The organism is Streptomyces sp. NPDC039424, assembly GCF_055639495.1.
Genome location: NZ_JBVKAI010000021.1, coordinates 70,769 through 90,866, shown reverse-complemented (window position 1 = coordinate 90,866; position 20,098 = coordinate 70,769). Strand labels below are relative to the sequence as shown.

Annotated in this window: 12 protein-coding genes; 7 read left to right on the top strand and 5 right to left on the bottom strand. The window is 73.6% G+C overall.

Annotated elements, in window-relative coordinates; all coding sequences use genetic code 11:
- Positions 1-11 precede the first annotated feature (11 nt).
- Positions 12-323 (top strand): hypothetical protein, encoded by a 312-nt coding sequence (locus ACZ7L0_RS36035; protein WP_471246775.1) that lies wholly within the window; start codon positions 12-14, stop codon positions 321-323.
- A gap of 100 nt (positions 324-423) precedes the next feature.
- Here the strand turns inward: ACZ7L0_RS36035 and ACZ7L0_RS36030 are convergent, their stop codons facing one another.
- A complete protein-coding gene (locus ACZ7L0_RS36030) occupies positions 424-1,491 on the bottom strand; it encodes a glycerophosphodiester phosphodiesterase family protein (RefSeq protein WP_471246774.1) in 1,068 nt (355 codons plus the stop codon).
- A 155-nt stretch (positions 1,492-1,646) separates the two neighbouring features.
- On the opposite strand from ACZ7L0_RS36030, the gene ACZ7L0_RS36025 reads away from it, so the two are divergent.
- Positions 1,647-2,015, top strand: coding sequence for a low affinity iron permease family protein (locus ACZ7L0_RS36025; protein ID WP_471246773.1), 369 nt, complete (start codon positions 1,647-1,649; stop codon positions 2,013-2,015).
- Positions 2,016-2,132: 117 nt separating this feature from the next.
- Here ACZ7L0_RS36025 and ACZ7L0_RS36020 read toward each other — a convergent pair whose 3' ends face one another.
- On the bottom strand, positions 2,133-2,492 hold the full coding sequence (locus tag ACZ7L0_RS36020; protein WP_471246772.1) for an ANTAR domain-containing protein: 360 nt from the start codon (positions 2,490-2,492) through the stop codon (positions 2,133-2,135).
- Between the two features lie 199 nt (positions 2,493-2,691).
- Between ACZ7L0_RS36020 and ACZ7L0_RS36015 the strand changes: the two genes are divergently transcribed.
- Positions 2,692-5,577, top strand: a complete 2,886-nt coding sequence (locus ACZ7L0_RS36015; RefSeq protein WP_471246771.1) for an ATP-binding protein — start codon at positions 2,692-2,694, stop codon at positions 5,575-5,577.
- Here the strand turns inward: ACZ7L0_RS36015 and ACZ7L0_RS36010 are convergent.
- The gene (locus tag ACZ7L0_RS36010) at positions 5,483-8,260 is read right to left on the bottom strand and encodes an ATP-binding protein (RefSeq protein ID WP_471246770.1); all 2,778 of its coding nucleotides are present in this window, start codon (positions 8,258-8,260) and stop codon (positions 5,483-5,485) included. The genes ACZ7L0_RS36015 and ACZ7L0_RS36010 overlap by 95 nt on opposite strands.
- 161 nt (positions 8,261-8,421) lie before the next feature.
- Between ACZ7L0_RS36010 and ACZ7L0_RS36005 the strand changes: the two genes are divergently transcribed.
- Positions 8,422-9,279, top strand: a complete 858-nt coding sequence (locus tag ACZ7L0_RS36005) for a helix-turn-helix domain-containing protein (RefSeq protein WP_471246769.1) — start codon at positions 8,422-8,424, stop codon at positions 9,277-9,279.
- A gap of 191 nt (positions 9,280-9,470) precedes the next feature.
- On the opposite strand, the gene ACZ7L0_RS36000 is transcribed toward ACZ7L0_RS36005, so the two are convergent.
- Positions 9,471-10,556, bottom strand: coding sequence for a helix-turn-helix domain-containing protein (locus tag ACZ7L0_RS36000; protein WP_471246768.1), 1,086 nt, complete (start codon positions 10,554-10,556; stop codon positions 9,471-9,473).
- Between the two features lie 332 nt (positions 10,557-10,888).
- On the opposite strand from ACZ7L0_RS36000, the gene ACZ7L0_RS35995 reads away from it, so the two are divergent.
- Positions 10,889-11,866, top strand: a complete 978-nt coding sequence (locus tag ACZ7L0_RS35995) for an alpha/beta hydrolase (RefSeq protein WP_471246767.1) — start codon at positions 10,889-10,891, stop codon at positions 11,864-11,866.
- A gap of 5 nt (positions 11,867-11,871) precedes the next feature.
- On the opposite strand, the gene ACZ7L0_RS35990 is transcribed toward ACZ7L0_RS35995, so the two are convergent.
- Positions 11,872-12,864 carry an AraC-like ligand-binding domain-containing protein gene (locus ACZ7L0_RS35990; RefSeq protein WP_471246766.1) on the bottom strand — a complete coding sequence of 331 codons (993 nt, stop codon included), beginning with the start codon at positions 12,862-12,864 and terminating at the stop codon, positions 11,872-11,874.
- Positions 12,865-13,181: 317 nt separating this feature from the next.
- On the opposite strand from ACZ7L0_RS35990, the gene ACZ7L0_RS35985 reads away from it, so the two are divergent.
- Together ACZ7L0_RS35985 and ACZ7L0_RS35980 are read left to right on the top strand one after the other, a co-directional pair.
- Positions 13,182-17,462: a HAMP domain-containing protein gene (locus tag ACZ7L0_RS35985; RefSeq protein ID WP_471246765.1), complete on the top strand. Its 4,281-nt coding sequence runs from the start codon at positions 13,182-13,184 to the stop codon at positions 17,460-17,462.
- A 223-nt stretch (positions 17,463-17,685) separates the two neighbouring features.
- Positions 17,686-20,094, top strand: coding sequence for a SpoIIE family protein phosphatase (locus ACZ7L0_RS35980; protein ID WP_471246842.1), 2,409 nt, complete (start codon positions 17,686-17,688; stop codon positions 20,092-20,094).
- Positions 20,095-20,098 lie beyond the last annotated feature (4 nt).

Below are 20,098 nucleotides of genomic sequence, written 5' to 3'. Positions count from 1 at the left end.
CTACGGCGCTGATGACGCCCCCTTCGTACACCGAGGAGGACCGCGGCTGCCTCCGCCTGGTCCTCGCCGTGCCCCTGACCCTGCTCACCCTCGTCGCCGCGTACTTCTGCCTGCTGGCCGTGACCATCCGTCCGTCCGGCCCGTGGGACGACGACGCGTACACCGGCATCGCCGTGGCCTGCGCCCTGACCCTCGGGTGCGCCGGCGGGGCGGCGGGGCTGTGGCTGATTCCGTCGGTGCGGCGGGTCATGGGCTGGGGGTGGGTGGCGCCCGCCCTGGTGCTGGGCGCCGTGGCGGGGGTGCGCTACGGGACGGGTGGCTGACCTCGTGTACGCCACCCGGGTCTCACGGCGTGTGAAGCCCCCGGCCAGACGGCACCCGGATGGCCCTCGGCAACCTCGCCCGGCTGGTCGAGGGGACGGCTCAGCGCGGGTGGTACGGGCGGGGCAGGCGCATACCGCGTTCGGCCATGATCCGCCGTACGCGGTCGGGGTAGTCGGTGATGACACCGTCGACGCCCATGTCCATCAGCGCCTCCACCGTGGCGGGATCGTCGCAGGTCCACGGGACGACCTTCAGGCCCCGGGCGTGGGCCTCGGCCACCATGGCCGCGTCGGAGTAGAAGCGGAAGCCCGGGTCGCCGACCTTGCCGTTCTGCGGGAAACCGTAGTTGGGGGAGAGGGTGGTGACCCCGGGGACGGTGGCCGCCGCCTTGACGAAGTCGCCGCCGTAGTCGTCCGCGTCGATCCCGCCGAGCCACGGGGACGCGCCCGGCAGGCCCACCTGGAGGAAGTCGTAGTTGGTGAGGGCCACCAGCGGCCAGCGGGGGGCGAGCCGGTGCATGGCCTTCAGCGCGCCCCAGTCGAAGGACTGGATGGTGACCTGGTCCTCGATGCCCGAGCGGTGGATCTCCTGGTACACCCGGCGGACGAACACCTCGCGCGGCGCGGTCTGTTCGGGCGCGCCCGCCTCGACCTTCGTCTCGATGTTCAGCTTGACCTTCCTGGCGTGGTAGCTCTTCACCAGGTTCAGGACGTCCTTGAGCTGGACCATCCGGAAACCCTCGACGACCTCCTGCTCGGGGAAACCGGGCAGTTGCCGGTAACCGCAGTCCATGGTCCGGATCTGGGCGAGCGTCAGGTCCTTGATGTACTTCCCGACGTACGGGTACATCGGGTCGCCGGGTACGACGGGCGCCGTGTCGCGGCACTTCTGGGCGCTGACCTGCCGGTCGTGATTGACGACGACCTTGAGGTCCTTGGTGATCTGGGTGTCCAGCTCCAGCGTCGACACCCCGAGGCGCATCGCCTTGCCGAACCCTTCCAGGGACTCCTCGGTCGTCATGCCGAGGCCACCGCGATGGGCCTGGAGATCGAAGGCCGGCCGGTGGGGCGGCACCCCGGGGTGAGCGTCCGTCGCCGCGCGGGCGGTCGCCGGTAACGCCAACGCCGGCACCAGGGCCAGGCCGGCGAGGATGTGCCGTACGGACATCGAAACCTCACTCGGGTCGGTTCGGGGCGAGCGGACGACGGTAGCCCGGCGCCGGACACGCGGCGCGGCCCTGGGGTGATGGTCCTGTGAACGGCGGGAGAGGGTAAGGCGATAACCAGTGTGGTGTTCCGGGGCGGGATGGGTACCCGGTACTCGTGACTGTGCCGCATCCTGCCGAGCGGTCCCGGAACGGGCGGGGCTGGTTCGAGCGGCTGGCCGAAGGCGTCTCCAACCTCACCAGCTCGATCGCCTTCTACTGCTTCTGCCTCGCCCTGGTGGCCGCGTTCATCGCGGTCCACGCCGCCGGTCTCTCCCTGACCTGGCAGGTGTTCGTCGGCGATGTCATGACCGCGGTCAACCTGCTCCTGCTGGCCCTGCTGAAGAACTCCGAGCGACGCGCCGAGCGCGCGGTTCAGCACAAGCTCGACAGCATCGCCGCCGCGCTGCTGGAGCAGAGCGAGGGCAGGACCGGCCAGGCCCACGAGGACCTGCGCCGGGCGATCCGTGTGGAGGAGGAGATCTGAGCCCGCCCGCCTCCGCCCTCGCACCGGGTGCCTCCGGCCGGGAGGCCTCACGTTTCCGTTCCGCTTCGCGCTGCTCCCGCGGGCGCGCTCGGCCGTGGTGGGTGCTGTCGCTCTCGTTCATGCGCGCCGAGTGCCGGCGTCGGCGATGTCCCGGTACCGGTCCAGCGCCAGTTTCAGTTCGGTGAGCACGGGCTCGGGAAGGGTGGCGCCCTGACCGAAGGCCAGGATGTGTTCGGCGACGGTACGCAGTTTGGTGTTCGTGCGCTGCGAGACGTCCCTGAGGACCCGCCAGCCCTCCTCCGGCGCGATCCGCCCCACGGCCACCACCACACCGATCGCCTGGTCGATGACGGCGTGTGAGGTGACGGCCTGCCTGAGCTGCGCGCTCTCCTCCGTCAGCCGCTCGTACTCCGTGGCCAGGTCCGTGGAGGACAACAGTACGAGGGGACGATGCCTGGAAATGGTGAAGAACGCCATGATGTCCCCCTTCGTGTGGTGCGCGTGGCGGAACTCCGGCTTCCCCCGGAACCGGCTCTTCACGCGGCCCCGCACATGTGCCGTACGTCTCGCCGATCACGGCCCGGCGAATCCGGGCACCGGACGTGGTCTACTGGGCGGGCCGCCGGGGGAGCGGCAGGTGCGGACCGTGGGGAAGAGGGCGGGGTAACCGGGGCTCATGAGCGGTACGGGCATGCCCGGGGGGCGGGACACGGGGCCGGTGCCGGCGGGGCGGGACGCCCAGCTCGCGGTCATCGGCTCGGCCCTGGCGGACATCGCCGTCACCGGTACGTGGATCGTCCTGCGGGGCGATCCCGGGATGGGGAAGACCGCCCTGCTGACGGCGGCCGGGACGATGGCCCGGCGCGCCGGTCTGCGCGTGCTGCGGATGACCGGCGCCGAGGCCGAGTCGGGCCTGCCGTTCGCCGCCCTGCACCAGGTGCTCTGGCCGCTGCTCGGCGACGCCGGGGCCCTCTCGGAGGACCAGCGCGTCGCCCTGGAAGCCGCGTTGGGAGTGCGCGAGGGCACACCCCCCGAGGGCTTCACGGTGGCGGGAGCCGCCCTCACCCTGCTCGGCCATGCCGCCGCGCGCCGGCCCGTCGTCGTCCTCCTGGACGACGTGCAGTGGGCCGACCCCTCCAGCGTCGCCGTCTTCGGGTACGTCCAGCGGCACCTGGCCCGGCTGCCCGTCGTCGTCATCGGCGCGACCCGGCCCGCCGCGGCCGTGGCCCGCGAGGAGGGCGACGGCACCGACGGCCTGCCGGGCCGGGTGATCGACCTGGAGCCCCTGGACGAGCGGCAGGCCGAACGGCTGCTGCGCACCCTCCACCCGAGCCTGCCCGAGGAGACCCGCCGCCGGGTGCTGCGCGCCGCCGGCGGCAACCCGCTCGCGCTGCACGAGCTTCCGGTACGGCTGCGGCGGACGGCCGAGGACCGCCCCGCCCGCCCCGGAGCGCCGGGGACGGCCGGGATCGCCGAGCTGTTCGGCGAACTCCCCCTGGGCGAACGGCTCGGGCGCCTGTACGAGGACCGGCTGCGCGCCCTCCCGGACGGCGCCCGGCACCTGCTGCTGACGGCGGCCCTCGGCGGCTCCTTCGCCCAGCGCGTCCCGCTGCTGCGGGAGCTGGCGGACCGCGACGGGGTGTCGCCCTGGACGCGGACCCGTGAGCACATCGAGGCCTCCGGGCTGGCGCACGCCGACCCGGCGACCGGCCGCCTGGCGTTCCACCACCCCCTGGTGCGCGCCGGTCTGGTGCACATCTCCACGCCCGCGGAGCGCCGCGCGGCGCACCGGCTGCTCGCGGACGCCCTGCCCGCCAGAAGCCCGCAGCGACTCACCCACCTCGCGGCCGCCGCCATCGGCACCGACGGCGAACTGGCCGCCCTGCTGCACGCGGAGGCCGACGCCATGGCCGCGCAGGGCGGAGACGCCGAGGCGGCGGCCATGCTCGCCCGGGCGGCGGGCCTGAGCCCGGACCCGAAGAGCCGGACCGCGCGCCTCGTCGCCGCGGCTGCCCTCGCCGGACGGGGCGGACGACTGCGCGCTGCGGCGGACCTCCTCGCCCAGGCCGAGGCCGAGGCCCGCCCGGGACGGCCCGAGCCCGCCGCCCTCTACGCGTTCGCCGCCGGCTACACCCGCCTCCAGCTCGACGGCGACCCGGCACCCGCCGTCGAGCTGCTGCCCGGCACCCTGGACCTGCTGGCCGCGCCGGAAGCCGGGGAGCTGCGCGCCCGGCTGCTGGAACCGATGCTGTTCCTGCTCATCGTCATCGCCGTCCACACCGGCGACGAACGGGCATGGGCCGCCGCCGAACACCAGGTGGCGGGCGCCTCCGAGCTGGCGCAGCTCTGCCGGCGGGCCTGGGCCGGCCCGTGCCGCGCCGTGGACGACGTGCCGGACCGGCTGCGGCAGGCGGTCGCCGCCCTGCCCGAGGACCGGGAGACCGCCGCGGCCTGGCTGCTGCTGTGGACGGCCGCCGCCCTCGACGCCGTCGGCGAGCACGACGCGCTGTGGAGCCGCTTCGCCCGCCACCACGCGTACGCCACCCAGGCCTTCATCGACATCCTCCGCGCGCACGACGACTTCCTGCACGGCCGCTGGGACGCCTCCCTCACCGCCTCCCGCCAGGGCGCCGAGGCGTCCGCCGCCCACGGCTACGCCTTCAACGAGATGCTGTTCCTGCAGAACGTCGCCCAGGTGCTCGCCGCCCGGGGGGACCGCGCCGGTCTCGCCACCCTTGAACCCGTCCTCGGGACCATGGCCCGGGAGCGGCGGATGCGCTTCGTCACCGAGCGGCTGCGGGGCCTGGAGGTGCTGTGCGCGCTCGGCCTCGGCCGGGCCGACGAGGCCTGGCGGTACGCGCGGCGCCTCACCACACCCGGGACGGTCCCGGCCCGTACCCCCTGGTTCCATCTGTCGCTCGTCGACTGGGTGCAGGCCGCCGTCGACAGCGGGCGGCACGCGGACGCCCGGCGCCATCTGCGGGCGGTCCGCGAGTCCGGCATCGCCCACGTCTCGGAGCACCACGGGTTCCTGGTGGCCGTGGCGGAGGCCCTCGCCGCCACCGACGACGAGGCGGACGGACGCCACGCGGCCGTGTACGCCCACCCGGGCGCCGACCGGTGGCCCTTCCCGCTCGCCAGGGCGCACCTCGCCCACGGACTGCGGCTCCGCAGGCAGGGCCGGCCCGGGCCCGCCGCGGACCACTGCCGGGCCGCCCTCACCGCCTTCGCCCGCCTCGGTGCCACGCCCTGGGCCGAACAGGCCGCCCGCGCCCTCGACGAGCCGGACGCCCGCACCGGGGCACCCGGCGACGGCGGTGGATTTCATCCGCTGCTGTCCGCCCAGGAGCTGCGGATCGCCGAGCTGGCCGCCCAGGGGCTGACCAACCGCCAGATCGGGGAGAGACTCGGGCTGTCGCCGCGTACCATCGGCGCCCACCTCTACAAGATCTTCCCCAAGCTGGGCATCACGACCCGTGGCGGGGTCGCCCGGGCCCTGGAGGAGACCCGGACCCGGCCCGGTCCTTGGGCAGGGCCCTCGCCAGGGCCGCCCGCGAGGTGATCCCCAGTTTGGGGAAGATGCGGTACAGGTGCGCTCCGACCGTCCGGGGGGACAGGTGCAGCTCGGCGCCGACCTCCTTGTTGGTCAGCCCGGTGGCGACCAGACGCGCGATGCGCAGCTCCTGTGCCGTGAGCGGGCCGCAGCCCGATGTCGCCGGACCGGCGCCCGCGACAGGGCCGAGGGCGGCGAGCTCGGCGCGGCACTGGTCCGCCCAGGGCGTGGCCCGCAGGTCCTGGAAGGTGCGGCAGGCGGCCCGCAGGAGGTCGTCCGCCTCCGCCGGCCGCCCCCGGCGGCGCAGCCAGGAACCGTGCGCCAGCCGCAGCCGCGCCAGGTCGAACGGCCACTGCCCGGCGCCCGGCATGGCGTAGGCCGCCGCGTAGGCCGCGTCCGCCGTGTCGTCCTCGGCCGTCAGCGCGGTCGCCGCGGCCAGCAGGAAGGCGTGGTGCCCGGAGATGGCGTCCATCCGTGCCGCCCGCCCCGCCGCGACGTGCGCCAGCGCCTCCGACCGGCGCCCGCAGCGCAGGCTCGCGGCCACCAGGTCGAAGAACGGCAGATGGCACCAGGACAGACCGCGCGGCAGGTCGCCGGGGGCCATCAGCCGGCGCAGCCGGGCGTACGCCTCCTCGTGCCGCCCGTGCGCCAGGGCGGCGAGGGCGTCGAGGTGGTCCAGATGATCCGTGACGAACCGCAGCCGCGCCTTCGACGCCGCCGGTTCGATCCGGGCCCGCAGCTCCCTCAGGCCCCGCTCGTCGCCGCGGCCCGCCAGGAAGTAGGCGTAATAGTGCCGGAAGAGCAGGGCGTTGGTGTGGTAGCCCAGTTCCTCCGCGGTCTCGGCCTCCCGCAGACAGTCCTGCGCCGCGTCCCAACGGCCCCGCAGGAACGCCTGATAGCACCTCGCCTTCGCCAAAGACCCCTGGGTGGCGTAGGCGTGCTCCCCGGCGAAGAGCCGCCACAGGTCCGCGTCGCCGCCGCCGACCGCGGCCGACGTCCACAGCAGCAGCCAGGCACTGCCCGTCTCGCCGCGGGCCGTCAGCCGCGCCACCAGCGCGCGCAGTTCCGCCTCCGCCCCGTGCGCCGTGCGCGGCGGGTCCGCCCAGGCACGGTGGCACAGCCGGGCGGCGGGGGACACGTCCTCGCGGTGCCGCTCCAGCGTCTGCCACCCCCTCGGGTCGCCCGTGTACACGGAGGCCAGCAGCAGCTTGAAGACCATCTGCTCCACGAGGTCGCCGAAGTCGGGGGCGCCGGGAGCGGTCAGCGCGGCCAGGGCGCGGGGCAGCAGCGAGAACGACGAGGCGAAGTCGACATGGTGACTTTGGTCGACGTACACGACCGCGTAGGCGAACAGCGGGGCGATGTCCTCGGGCACCGGCCCCCGCCGCAGTTCCCGCACCAGTTTCGCCGCGTACGCCAGGCGCCCGCCCCGGGCGGACATCACCGCCGCCCAGGTCAGCCGCCGCGCCCGGTCCCCGGCGTCGGCGCTCAGGGCCGCAGCGCGGTCCAGCAGCAGCGCCCCCTCCGCGTCACCGCCGCGCAGCGCGATACGGGTTCCCGCCTCCTGCAGCCGGGCGGCGAGCCGTTCGTCCGGCCCCTCGGCGGCGGAGGCCTCGTGCAGCAGCCGGCGCGGGTCGTCCCCGGCGAGCCGCCCGGCCAGCGTCCGGTGGGCGGCCCGGCGCTCCGCGTCCGAGGCGGCGGCGATCACGGCACTGCGCACCAGCGGGTGCCGGAAGACCAGCCGCCCGGTGTGGTCCAGCCGGGCCAGCCCGCTGCCCTCGATGTGACCGAGCGTCCGCTCCGCGCCGTCCGGCCCGCCGACCACGCCCTCCCGTACGAGGCCGCTCCCGTCCAGCGCGATCAGCAGCAGCACTCTCGCCGCGTCGGCGGGGAGCGCGCGCAGCCGTCGTACGTACACCGCCTCCAGCCGCTGTCCGAGCGGCAGGCGTTCCGGGAGCGGCACGATGCCCCTGCGGTGCTCGGCGGCCAACTGGTCCGGCAGCTCCGCCAGGGCCAGCGGGTTGCCCGCCGCCTCGTCCATCACCCGTTCGGCGGTGACGGCCGTCAGCCCCGGATGCCAGCGCCGCAGCAGGGCGCACGACTCCTCGCGCGACAGCGCCTCGACGTCCACCGGATGGGCGGGCCAGCCCTCCAGCGCGGAGCCGTCGGGACGGCTGGTGCACACCATGACGGCGGGCAGGTCGGTGATCCGCTGGTGCAGGAAGAGGAAGACGGCGGCGCTGGAGGAGTCCACCCAGTGCAGGTCGTCCACGAGGATCAGCACCGGACGGCGGCGCGCTTCCTCGGCGAGCAGTGCCAGCGCGGACGCGCCGACCATGAAACCCCCGGAGGGCAGCCCGTCGCGCAGGCCCAGGGCCCGCTCCAGCGCGTCCCGCTGCTGCCCGGACAGCGCCCGCGACTTCTCCAGCAGCGGCCGGAGCACCTGGTGCAGCGCCCCGAAGGCGATGCCGACCTCCGCCTCGCCGGCCGCCGCCCGCAGCACGGTGAAGCCCTGCTCCCCGGCGCGCGCGGCCGTCCAGTCCAGCAGCGAGGTCTTCCCGATGCCGGGGTCACCGCGTAGCACCGTCGCCGAGCCGCCCGCCCCGGACCGCGCGCCCGCCAGGGACCGCTCCAGCACCGCGCGCTCGCGCCGCCGGCCGACAAGGGGCGTGTCGCCGCGCCCGTCTCCCACGGTTCTCCCCTTCTCGTGTCCCCGCGCCATCGTGCCATCGCCGCGTTGCCCGAGCGTGCACGCCTCTTGCCCCTGCCCGCAGGAATGCCGGCCGTTCCCCCCGTCGGCACCGCGATCGCCGCAGGCTGGACCCCGTACGATCCCGTCGACCAGGGGGCCGCATGAGCCTGACACCCGCATCCGCCGACAACCTCGGCTTCCTCCACGTGACCACGGTGCGGGGCACGGCAGGGACCTACGTCCACGACCCCGTCGCCGCCGCCGACCCGTCACTGCTGCTGGGCCTGCACGCCTCCGGCCGCGCGACCCTCGTCCGACGGGGGACCACCGAGCCCTGCCGGTCCGACGACCTCTTCGTCGGCGAGGGCGCGGAGCCCTTCGCACTGCACGCGTCCGAGGACTTCGTACTGCACCTGGTGCGGATACCGCGGTACGCCCTCTCCCTCACCGACCGCCAGGTGCGCGCCCTGACCGGGCGGGCCCCCTCCGCCGACGGCGCGGTGGCGCCGCTGCTCGGTACGCTCCTGCGGGAGGCCGTCGGCGCGATGGACGCGTACTCCCCTCGGACGGCGCTCCATCTCGCGGGCAGCGTCGCCGAGTTGGTCGCCCTGCTGGCCGTCGACGACGCCGACGCCGGGCCCCGGGGCGGCGAGGGGCGCGAGAGCCTGGTCCGGCAGGTGCGCGCCCACGTCGACGCGCGCCTGTGGGACCGGGAGCTGACGCCCGCGAGTCTCGCCGCGGCCCAGCACATCTCGATCCGCTACCTGCACAAGCTCTTCGAGGACCACGGCAGCACGGTGGGCCGGTGGATCCAGCACCGCCGCCTGGAGGAGGCACGGCGCGAACTGGCCCGCCCCGGTCGGACCGACACCACGGTCTCCGCGGTCGCCCGCCGCTGGGGCTTCGCCAGCGCCACCCACTTCAGCCGCAGCTTCCGCGCGGCATACGGCGTCTCCCCCAGCGACTGGCGCGACGCCCGACTCCGCCCGACCCGGGGCACGGGGAACGCCCCCGGCTGACGGGCCGGTGCGGCGGGCGCTCCGCGCGGGTCGGAGCGGGCGGGCTGTGGTGTGTGGGGATGCCGGTGTGGCTCCGGGCCGGGGGTGGTCGGGGCTGGGTGGTCGGTGTGGCGGGTGTCGGCGGGGACCTGGGCGGCTCAGCGGTGCCGGGCCGATCCGCGGGGCGCGGGGGATGTGGACGCGTTGGTGCGTCAGGACGCGTGTGCCGACTCCGTGGATCCGGTGGTTTCGCCGAAGGCGGCGGTGTCGGTGGGGTGGCCGGACGCGTCGGCGGGGTGGTTGTCCCCGGTGGGGGGCCAGTCGCCCGCGGGGGAAGCGGTCGACGGTGCGACCGCCAGGCGGCGCCACTGCTGCGGCGCGTGACCGTGGACGGCCTTGAAGGCGCGGCTGAAGTGGGCCGCGTTGCCGAAGCCCCAGCGGGCGGCCACCACGGAGATGGACGGGCTCACCCGGCCGCGCCGGGCCAGCTCCCGCGCGCACTCCTCGACCCGGCGCCGCTGGATCAGCCGGCCCACGGTGATCCCCTCCCCTTCGAAGAGGCGGTGCAGATAGCGGACGGAGATGAGATGCGCCGCGGCGATCCGCTCCGCGGACAGCTCGGGGTCCTCGAGATTCCGCTCGACGTACTGACGGATCGTGGCGACCAGCCGGTCGCGTCCCGTCTCCGCGGGTTCCCGGGACTCCTCGGTGAGCTCGTCGACCAGGGCCGCCACCAGTTCGGTGACGATCCCCCCGAGCCGCTCGCCCACCGCGGCCGGAATCCGGGACGCCGACTCCTCCAGCCGTGGCAGAAACGTGGCCAGCAGCGCGGCCGTCCCGCCCGCCGGCGCGAGGACGCGGGCGGTCACGGAGCGCAGGTGCGTCACCGGGACGTGCAGGGCGTGGACGGGCAGGCGGAAGAAGAGGACCCCGGCCCGGTCCCGCTGCTCGACCGAGAAGGGCCGACGCAGATCGATCAGGGCCTGCCGGTCGCTCTCCACCAGGGCACCACGCCCGTCCTGCGCCAGCCGCACGGTTCCGTACCGGGCGATCACCAGGGCGATCGCGTCCCCGGCGTCCTGCGCGATGGAGCCCGCGCCCCGGGCCAGGCGCAGCGGCCCGGCCTCCCAGGCGAGCGTGCGGACGTAGCCGAGGTGATGCGAGGTCACCCGGCCGCGCGCGGGGCCGTCCTGCCCCACACGCTCCACGACCGGCGCCAGCCGGCGTGAGACCGCGGCCGCCACCTCGGTGGACGCGGTGGTGTCCGGGGAATCGGCCGTCTCGTGTCGAGCGCTCAAGAGGGCTCCCTTCAGCCGTCCCAGGAATGCGGTGCGCGGTGCGCGTGAGGGGGGACGGTCACCCCTTTCCACGGCCCTTCGACCGAGTCTCGGGCGCGCCCGGAGGGAGGTGTTAGGTCATATGACTGCACATCACTGTGACGGGCGGCGAAGTGTGCACGCAGCGACCCGGGTGGATACGGTGGCCCCGCCCACGCACCGTGACCGGCCCTCTAGGGTGGACACCCGTGTCGGCAGAGCCGCTTCCGGCACGGAGCGCCTGCTTGCCCGGCCGCGGGTGTGGATCCGCTCCTTCGAGCGGCCCGTGGTCCGCCCCTCAAGCAGGAGTTCCGGTGGAAGAAGACGTTGCGCCCTTCCGGGCGGCGCCTGTTCTCGAAAGACGGGCCCGGGCCTTCGTCGAGGAGTTCACCTGCCCCACGCCCTCGGCCACCGACGAAGCCGCCTCCCGGACCCGCATGGCGGCCCTGTGGAACGGCGGCGGCCGGGACGAGCCCGACATCGAGGAGGAGTGGCTGGCCCTGCCGGGCGGCGACGGCAACCGCATCCGGGTGCGGATCCTGCGCCCCGCGGGCACCGAGGAGCCACTGCCGGTGGTGCTGTACCTGCACGGCCTGGGCTGGATGCTCACCGACGCCTACGCGCACCGCAAACTGGTCGCGGACCTGGTGCTGGGAGCGGACGCCGCCGTGGTCGTCCCCGAGTACGACGTGCCGGAGGACGCCCGCCACCCGGGCGCCGTCGAACGGGCCTACACCGTCGCCCGGTGGATCGCCCGGCAGGGAGCCGAATGCCGGCTGGACGGGACCCGGATGGCGGTCGTCGGCGTCAGCGCGGGCGCTCAGCACGCGGCCTCCCTCACCCTGGTGGCGCGGGAGCGTGGCGGGCCGGCCCTGCGCCACCAGGTGCTGGTCTGTCCGGTCACCGACGCGGCGATGAACACCCCCTCCTACCGGCAGTTCGCGGACGGGTACTTCCTCGGCCGTGCCGCCATGTACGGCTACTGGCAGCAGTACGCGCCGGATCCGCTGTCCCGCGCACACGGCACGGTCTCCCCGCTGCGCGCGGACACCCGCCGGCTACGGGGACTGCCGCCGGCGCTCGTGCTCACCGCCGAGGCCGACGTGCTGCGCGACGAGGGCGAGGCGTACGCGGCACGGCTGAGGGAAGCGGACGTCCCGGTCGTGTCGGCCCGCTACCACGGCACGATCCACGGGTTCGTCCTGTTCGACCTGCTCCGCGGCACGTACGCGTCCAGGGCGGCCCGCATCCAGGTGACGGACACGCTGCACGCCGCCCTGCACGGCACCTGACCCGGTCAGTCGGCGCGACCGGCACCGTCCATGGGCCCACCGGCATCCCGGTGCCGCCGCCACTCGCTCGGTGTCACCCCGTACGCCGCCTGGAACCGGCGGCTGAAGTGGCTCGGGCTGCTGAACCCGCACCGGGCGGCGACGGCCGCGACGGTGAGGCGGTCGTAGCGGACGGCGGCCAGCATCCGCCGTGCTTTTTCCAGCCGTTCGGAGATCAGCCACTGCTCCAGGCTGACGCCCGCATCGCTGAACAGCTGGTAGAGCCGGCGCACGGAGACGGCGTGCTCCGCCGCGATCCGCTCCGGCGTCAGGTCACCGTCCGAGAGGTGCCGACGCGCGTAGGCCATGACCCGGGTCAGCAGGGTGTCGTCCATGGCCGACCTGACCGGGGCGGTCTCCTCGCCGTGCGCGGCCGACAGGAGCAGGGCGCGGACGAGGTCCGCGGTGGCGCTCGCGAGGGCCTGCGCGCCGGGGTCGGCCTCCATACGGCCCGGATCGCGCCACAGTGCCCGCAGATGCTGCAGCACCATGTCGTGCAGCGGGCTGGCGCGCAGCCGGAGGGAGGCCTTCACCACCGTGTCCACCGGCAGGCCGAGGCGGTCCACGTCGAACATGACGGCCTGCGAGGACCCGCTCCCGGACCAGCCGTACACCCGCGGTGACAACTCGTGGAAGACACAGATGTCGTCCGGGCCCAGCAGATGGCGCCGCCCCGCGACCTCGGCGCGGTGCACGCCCTCGGGCTGGAGCGAGACGGAGACGACGGGGTTGCTGCGGTGGTGGCGCACATGACGCTGCGTCCGCCGCACCTCGAAGCCCGAGTTGCGGGTGGCGAAGAGGTCCAGGCCGCCCACCCGCCACAGTTCCATGCGCGCGTGGATGCCCGCCTCGGGCTCCTCGTGGACGACGTCGTTGGGCACCGACTCGTCCGTCAGTGTGTGATGGAACACCTCCGCCCGCTCACGCGGCGCCACCGTGTCCAGATCGAGCAACAACACGTGAGCTCCCCAAGAGAAACGTTGCCGCACGGGCGCAACCGAGACTTTCACATGCTCCGCAAGATCGGCAAAAAGTGCTCGGGTACCCCTGTCTCTCCCTTCCAATCATGTCTCCTGCCCATCTTTTTCACGTTGCGGGGAACTTGGCCGGAAGCTTTGTGGGCCGTCGCTCGCGTGGGTTAGCCTGCGGCGTATTTTCTCCGTAGACACATCCGTGAACTGCGGAAACGCGCACGATCAGCCGGGTCGCCCAGCGGCCCCGGCACGGTTTCCGAGTCCTTCGACCAAGGGCTCCCGGGAGCGGAACGAGGGTACGCATGGCCGGCAAGGCGACCGAGGTGACCGAGGCGGTCCCGGGTGACCAGGAACTGAGACGACTTCTCGCGGGTCTGACAGCCGTGCGGGACGGCGACTTCGGGACGCGCCTGCCCGCCGACTCCGACGGTCTGATGGGCGACATCGCCACCGTGTTCAACGGCATGGTGGACCAGTTGTCGGTGTTCACCTCCGAAGTGACCCGGGTGGCCCGCGAGGTGGGCACCGAGGGCACCCTGGGCGGTCAGGCGGAGGTGCCGGGCGTGTCCGGCACCTGGGCCGACCTGACCGACTCCGTCAACGCGATGGCGGGCAACCTCACCACGCAGGTGCGGGACATCGCGCAGGTGGCGACGGCGGTGGCCAAGGGCGACCTGTCCCAGAAGGTCGACGTACCCGCGCGCGGCGAGATCCTCCAGCTGAAGGAGACCGTCAACACGATGGTCGATCAGCTGTCGGCGTTCGCGGACGAGGTCACCCGCGTCGCCCGCGAGGTCGGCACCGAGGGCCGCCTCGGCGGGCAGGCCCAGGTGCCGGGGGTCGGCGGTGTGTGGCGCGACCTGACCGACTCGGTGAACTTCATGGCGGGCAACCTCACCGCCCAGGTCCGCAACGTCGCCCAGGTGACCACGGCCGTCGCCCAGGGTGATCTCTCGCAGAAGATCACCGTCGACGCGCGCGGTGAGATCCTGGAGCTGAAGAACACCATCAACACGATGGTCGATCAGCTGTCGGCGTTCGCGGACGAGGTCACCCGCGTCGCCCGGGAGGTCGGCACCGAGGGGCGGCTCGGCGGCCAGGCCGACGTCAAGGGCGTCAAGGGAACGTGGCGCGACCTGACCGACTCGGTGAACTTCATGGCGGGCAACCTCACCGCCCAGGTCCGCAACGTCGCCCAGGTCGCCACGGCCGTCGCCCAGGGTGATCTCTCGCAGAAGATCACCGTCGACGCGCGCGGTGAGATCCTGGAGCTGAAGAACACCATCAACACGATGGTGGACCAGCTGTCGGCGTTCGCGGACGAGGTCACCCGCGTCGCCCGCGAGGTCGGCACGGCCGGCAATCTCGGCGGACAGGCGACCGTGCGGGGTGTCTCCGGCACCTGGAAGGACCTCACCGACAACGTCAACGTGATGGCCTCCAACCTCACCGGACAGGTGCGCTCCATCGCCCAGGTCGCGACCGCCGTGGCCAAGGGCGACCTCTCGCAGAAGATCACGGTCGAGGCCAAGGGCGAGGTCGCGGCGCTGGCCGACGTCATCAACACGATGGTCGACACGCTTTCGGCGTTCGCGGACGAGGTCACCCGGGTCGCCCGCGAGGTCGGCACCGAGGGCCGTCTCGGGGGCCAGGCCCACGTGCCGAACGTGGCCGGCACCTGGAAGGACCTCACCGACAACGTCAACTCGATGGCCAACAACCTCACCGGCCAGGTGCGCAACATCGCGCTGGTGACGACCGCGGTCGCCCGCGGTGACCTCTCCAAGAAGATCGACGTCGACGCCCGCGGCGAGATCCTGGAGCTCAAGACGACCATCAACACGATGGTCGACCAGCTCTCCGCCTTCGCCGACGAGGTCACCCGCGTCGCCCGCGAGGTCGGCACCGAGGGACGCCTCGGCGGCCAGGCCGAGGTGGAGGGCGTCTCGGGCACCTGGAAGCGCCTCACCGAGAACGTCAACGAGCTCGCCGGCAACCTGACCCGGCAGGTGCGCGCCATCGCCGAGGTGGCGAGCGCCGTGGCCGAGGGCGACCTGACCCGGTCCATCACCGTGGACGCCTCCGGCGAGGTCGCCGAACTCAAGGACAACATCAACTCGATGGTGGAGTCCCTGCGCGAGACCACCCGCGCCAACCAGGAGCAGGACTGGCTCAAGACCAACCTGGCCCGGATCTCCGGCCTGATGCAGGGACACCGCGACCTGCCCGTCGTCGCCGAGCTGATCATGGACGAGCTGGTTCCCCTGGTGTCCGCCCAGTACGGCGCCTTCTACCTCGCCGAGGACGGCGAAGCCGGGCCCGAACTGCGGCTCGTCGGCTCCTACGGCCGCCCCGAGGAGGATTCGCGGCCCGTCCGCATCCCCTTCGGCCGCTCGCTGGTCGGCCAGGCGGCCCGCAGCCGCCGCACCATCGCCGTGGACGAGCTGCCGCCCGGCTACATCACCATCTCCTCCGGACTCGGACAGGTGGAGCCCAGCGCCCTGTTGCTGCTGCCCATCGTCTTCGAGGACCAGGTCCTCGGCGTCATCGAACTGGCCTCGGTCCGCTCCTTCGCCCAGATCCAGCGGGACTTCCTGGAAATGCTGATGGAGACCATCGGCGTCAACGTCAACACGATCGTCGCCAACGCCCGCACCGATGAGCTGCTGGACGAGTCGCAGCGCCTGACGTCCGAACTCCAGGTCCGCTCGGCCGAGTTGCAGGCACGACAGGAGGAACTCCAGCGCTCCAACGCCGAACTGGAGGAGAAGGCCTCCCTGCTCGCCGAACAGAACCGGGACATCGAGGCGAAGAACCTGCAGATCGAACAGGCGCGGCAGGAACTGGAGGCCCGCGCCCAGCAGTTGTCGCTGGCCTCGAAGTACAAGTCCGAGTTCCTGGCGAACATGAGCCACGAGCTGCGCACCCCGCTGAACAGTCTGCTCATCCTGGCCCAGCTGCTCGCCCAGAACCCCTCCCGCAACCTCACCCCCAAGCAGGTCGAGTACGCGGGCATCATCCACTCCGCGGGCTCCGACCTGCTCCAGCTGATCAACGACATCCTCGACCTGTCCAAGGTGGAGGCCGGGAAGATGGATGTGGCGCCGGAGCGCGTCTCGCTGCGGCAGCTCATCGAGTACGTCGAAGCCACGTTCCGGCCGATGACGACGCAGAAGAGCCTCGACTTCACGGTCACCACCGCAACCGGCGCGCCCGCGGACCTGCTCACCGACGACTCCCGGCTGCGCCAGATCCTGCGCAACCTGCTGTCCAACGCGGTGAAGTTCACCGAGCAGGGCCAAGTCCAGCTGCGGATCGAGCCGGCGCTGGACGGCGAGGTGCCCGACGGGGTGCTGCGCAGCGGCAGCGTCGTCGCCTTCCGGGTCAAGGACACCGGGATCGGCATCCCGGAGCGGCAGCTGGAGACGATCTTCGGTGCCTTCCAGCAGGCGGACGGCACGACCAGCCGCAAGTACGGCGGCACGGGCCTGGGCCTGTCCATCACCCGGGAGATCGCGCACCTGCTCGGCGGCGCCGTCACCGTCGACAGCACCCCCGGCAAGGGCAGCACGTTCACGCTGTTCCTGCCCGTGGCCCGGCCGGACTTCGAGGAGGTGACGCGGACCGGCCGCCCGCCGCAGCAGGCGCTGGAGGCCGTCGCCTCCGAGCCGGTCACCGACGCCGCGCCCCGCGAGGGTGTCGTCCGTACCGGCACCAAGCGGCGTCCGCGCCGGCTGCTGGTCGTCGAGGAGCGTCCGCGCGGACTGCTCACCCTCGTCGCCGAGAGCGTGGTCAGAGACCTGGCGCACGGCCGGGAGGGCGACCCCTCGTACGCGCCCGTCGACATCATCACCGCCGTCGGCGCCCAGGAGGCGGCCGGTGCGCTGGCCGCCGAGCCGTGCCACTGCGTCGTCGTCGAACTGGGCACGCCGGAGGGGGAGTCGGCCGGCTTCCTGGACGCCCTGCAGGGCGACTCGGCGCTGGCGAGCGTTCCGGTCCTGGTGCACACCGGCCACCGGGTCGGCCCGGTCGGGGAGGACACCGCGCGCTCCGGTCCCGAAGGCCGGTCGCTGGAGTACCTGTTCAGCCTGGACGAGCTGCGCGAGCGCATCGCCCTGCACCTCTCCACCGAGGAGCCCGGCGAGGTGCTGACCCTGGTCCGGCCCGAGGAACCACAGCGGCCGGCGCTCGACCCCGGCGACACCGACGCCGCGGGCCGTACCGTGCTCGTCGTCGACGACGACGCGCGCAACCTCTTCGCGCTCAGCGGGATCCTCGAACTCCACGGCTTCCGTGTGCTGCACGCGGAGAACGGCCGCAAGGGCATCGAGACGCTGGTCGACAACCCGGACGTCGCCCTCGTCCTGATGGACGTGATGATGCCGGAGATGGACGGCTACACCGCCACCGCCGAGATCCGGAAGATGCCGCAGTACGCCGACCTGCCCGTCATCGCCGTGACCGCCAAGGCGATGCCCGGCGACCGGGAGAAGAGCCTGGCCTCCGGCGCCAGTGACTACGTCACCAAGCCGGTGGACACCCAGGACCTCATCGCATGCGTCCGACGCTGGCTCCCCGCATGAGGAGGCCCGTGCCCGCCCCAGCCCCGCGCCCGCACCATCGCGCCCCGGGGCCGTCCGCCAGCCGAGGAGCCCGCACACCGTGACCACGTACGACTCGACCCCCGAGCCGACGAACGACCCGCCGCCCCCCGAACGCGGCGCACCCGTGCAGCCGCAGCCCCGGCCCGACACCGGCACGCCGGACGCCGCCTTCGACGCCGACGAGCCGGGCACCGCGGCACCCCTGGTCCCGTCCGCCGCCGACACCTCCGCCCTCATCCCCGCCCAGCCCGGTCCGGAGGCCGGCCTGGCGGAGGCGTCGCGGACCTCGCCGGTGGGCAGGCTCGCCGCGACCGTGGAGCGGCTGCGCCGGGAGGTGCGGGCGGCGCAGGTCGAGGCCGAGGGGCGGGCGCTGATCGAGCTCGCCAAGGGCATCCTCGTCGAGCGGCTCGGCTGCGGCCCCGCCCAGGCCGCACGCCAGCTCGCGGAACTCACCGAGCAGGCCCGGGTGACCCCCCTGGAATTCGCGGTGGAGGTCATCAACCAGGCCGCCCGGGACCGGATGTCCGAGGTGACCGGGGCCTTCCTCGCCGCCACCGCGGAGGAACCGGAGCTCGTCGACGAGTCGGCCGCCGTACGGCTGCGCGCGGCCGAGAGCGGCGCCCTGGCGGCGAACGACACCCAGGCCGTGGCCGACTCGCTGCTCCAGCACGCGCTGCAGCCGCTCGGCGCGGTCGGCGTGGCCATCTGGGCCGCGGGGTCCGACGGTTCGCTGACCCTGGCCGGCAGCGCCGGATTCCCGCTCGCCGAGGCCGCCCGCTGGCGCTACGTCCCCCCGGACGTGGCCACGGTGGCCCGGCGCGGCCTCACCGAGCGCGCGGGACAGTGGCTGCCGTCGCTCTCGGAGTCGGGCCTGCCCACCATCGGCCGGTCCCTGTACCCGGACGGCGGCCGGGTGGCCGTACCCGCCGGGGCCGGTGGCCGCATCCACGGCGTGCTGGAGATCGCCTGGCCCAAGCCCGAGGAACCCCAGCCGCCGCAGGTCGTACGGCAGGTGGAGGCGCTGGCGGAGCTGTGCGCCCACACCCTGGAGACGTACACGCTGCTGCACGGGCAGCCGTACGAACACCGGGTCCTGCCGGACGCGCACGAGCTGACCGATCTCGCGGACGGACTGCACGACCCGGCCCTGGTCCTCGTCCCGCACCTCGACGGCGCCGGCCACCTCGTCGACTTCCGCATCCAGCACGTCAACAGCCGCTTCCTCGACCCGGCGGGCCGGTCCCGGGCCGTCGTCAACGGCGCCCTGCTGCTGGAGGCCTACCCGATGGCCGCCGGCGAGAGCGAGCTGTACCAGAGCGTCGAGCGGGTCTACGCCACCGGTGAGCCGTTCCGGGCGCGGCGCATGAACCTCACCGCGCTCGTCGACGAGGTCCCCCTCGCCGCCGTCGCCGACATCAGCATCAGCCGCCACGGCTCCAGCGTGCTGCTCATCTGGCGGATCGAGGACGAGACCGCCCGGCTCGCCAGCCTGCTCCAGCACGCCCAGCGCCTGGGCCGCATCGGCGGCTTCGAGGAGAACCTGCTGACGGGCGAGATCACCTGGAACGGCCAGCTGTTCAGCCTGTACGGCCGCCCGCCCACCAGCCCCCCGGTCGCGCTGGAGGAACTGCCCGCCCACGCCCACCCCGACGACGCCACCACCATCAGGCGGTTCCTGCGGACCCTGATGCACCACCGGCGCCCGGCCTCCGCCGCCTTCCGTCTGCTGCGGCCCGACGGGGTCACCCGCCATATCCGGGTCGTCGCCGAACCGGTCCTCGACACCGACGGCCGGCTGTTCGTCGTCCGCGGGGCCTACCAGGACATCTCGGCCCAGCACTGGACCGAGGTCGCCCTCGCCGCCACCCGCGACCAGCTGGCCCACACCGAGCAGCAGGCCGACGAGCGCAACCGGCTGGCCCTGCAGCTGCAGCACGCGATCATGCCCCCGGCGCAGGCCCCGTTGGAGGTGCCCGAACTCCAGATCGCCGTGCGCTACCGCCCCGCCGAGACGGAGCAGCTGGTCGGCGGCGACTGGTACGACGCGGTCGTGCTGCCCACGGGACTGGTGCTGCTGTGCGTGGGGGACGTGGCCGGGCACGGCATCGAGGCGGCCACCAGCATGGTGGTGCTGCGCAACGCGCTGCGCGGCCTCGCGGTCACGGGCGCGGGGCCGGCGCAGCTGCTGTCGTGGCTCAACATCGTGGCGCACCACCTGACGGGCGCGGTCACCGCGACCGCCGTCTGCGCGCTGTACGACGGCGACAGCCGCACCCTGCGCTGGGCCCGGGCCGGGCACCTGCCCCCGGTGGTAGTCCGGGACACGGAGGCGAGTGCCCTGCCGGTCGTCAAGGGACTGCTCCTCGGCGCCGTACCCGAGGCGGTGTACGAGGAGACAGAGGTCCAACTGGCCCCCGGCGACACACTGTTGATGTACACCGACGGTCTGATCGAGCGCCGCGACCGGTCCGTGGAGGAGTCCCTGTCGCATCTGCTGTCCACCGCCCGGTCCGCACCCGGCACGCTGGACCAGCAACTGGACCGGCTGCTCACCTACAGCAGGTCGGATACCGACGACGACACCTGCATCGTCGGTATCCGGGTCGTGTGACGGC

Coding starts and splice junctions, on each gene's coding strand:
- ACZ7L0_RS36035 (WP_471246775.1), top strand. CDS start 12: ATGACGCCCCCTTCGTACACCGAGGAGGACCGCGGCTGCCTCCGCCTG.
- ACZ7L0_RS36030 (WP_471246774.1), bottom strand. CDS start 1,491: ATGTCCGTACGGCACATCCTCGCCGGCCTGGCCCTGGTGCCGGCGTTG.
- ACZ7L0_RS36020 (WP_471246772.1), bottom strand. CDS start 2,492: ATGGCGTTCTTCACCATTTCCAGGCATCGTCCCCTCGTACTGTTGTCC.
- ACZ7L0_RS36015 (WP_471246771.1), top strand. CDS start 2,692: ATGAGCGGTACGGGCATGCCCGGGGGGCGGGACACGGGGCCGGTGCCG.
- ACZ7L0_RS36005 (WP_471246769.1), top strand. CDS start 8,422: ATGAGCCTGACACCCGCATCCGCCGACAACCTCGGCTTCCTCCACGTG.
- ACZ7L0_RS35985 (WP_471246765.1), top strand. CDS start 13,182: ATGGCCGGCAAGGCGACCGAGGTGACCGAGGCGGTCCCGGGTGACCAG.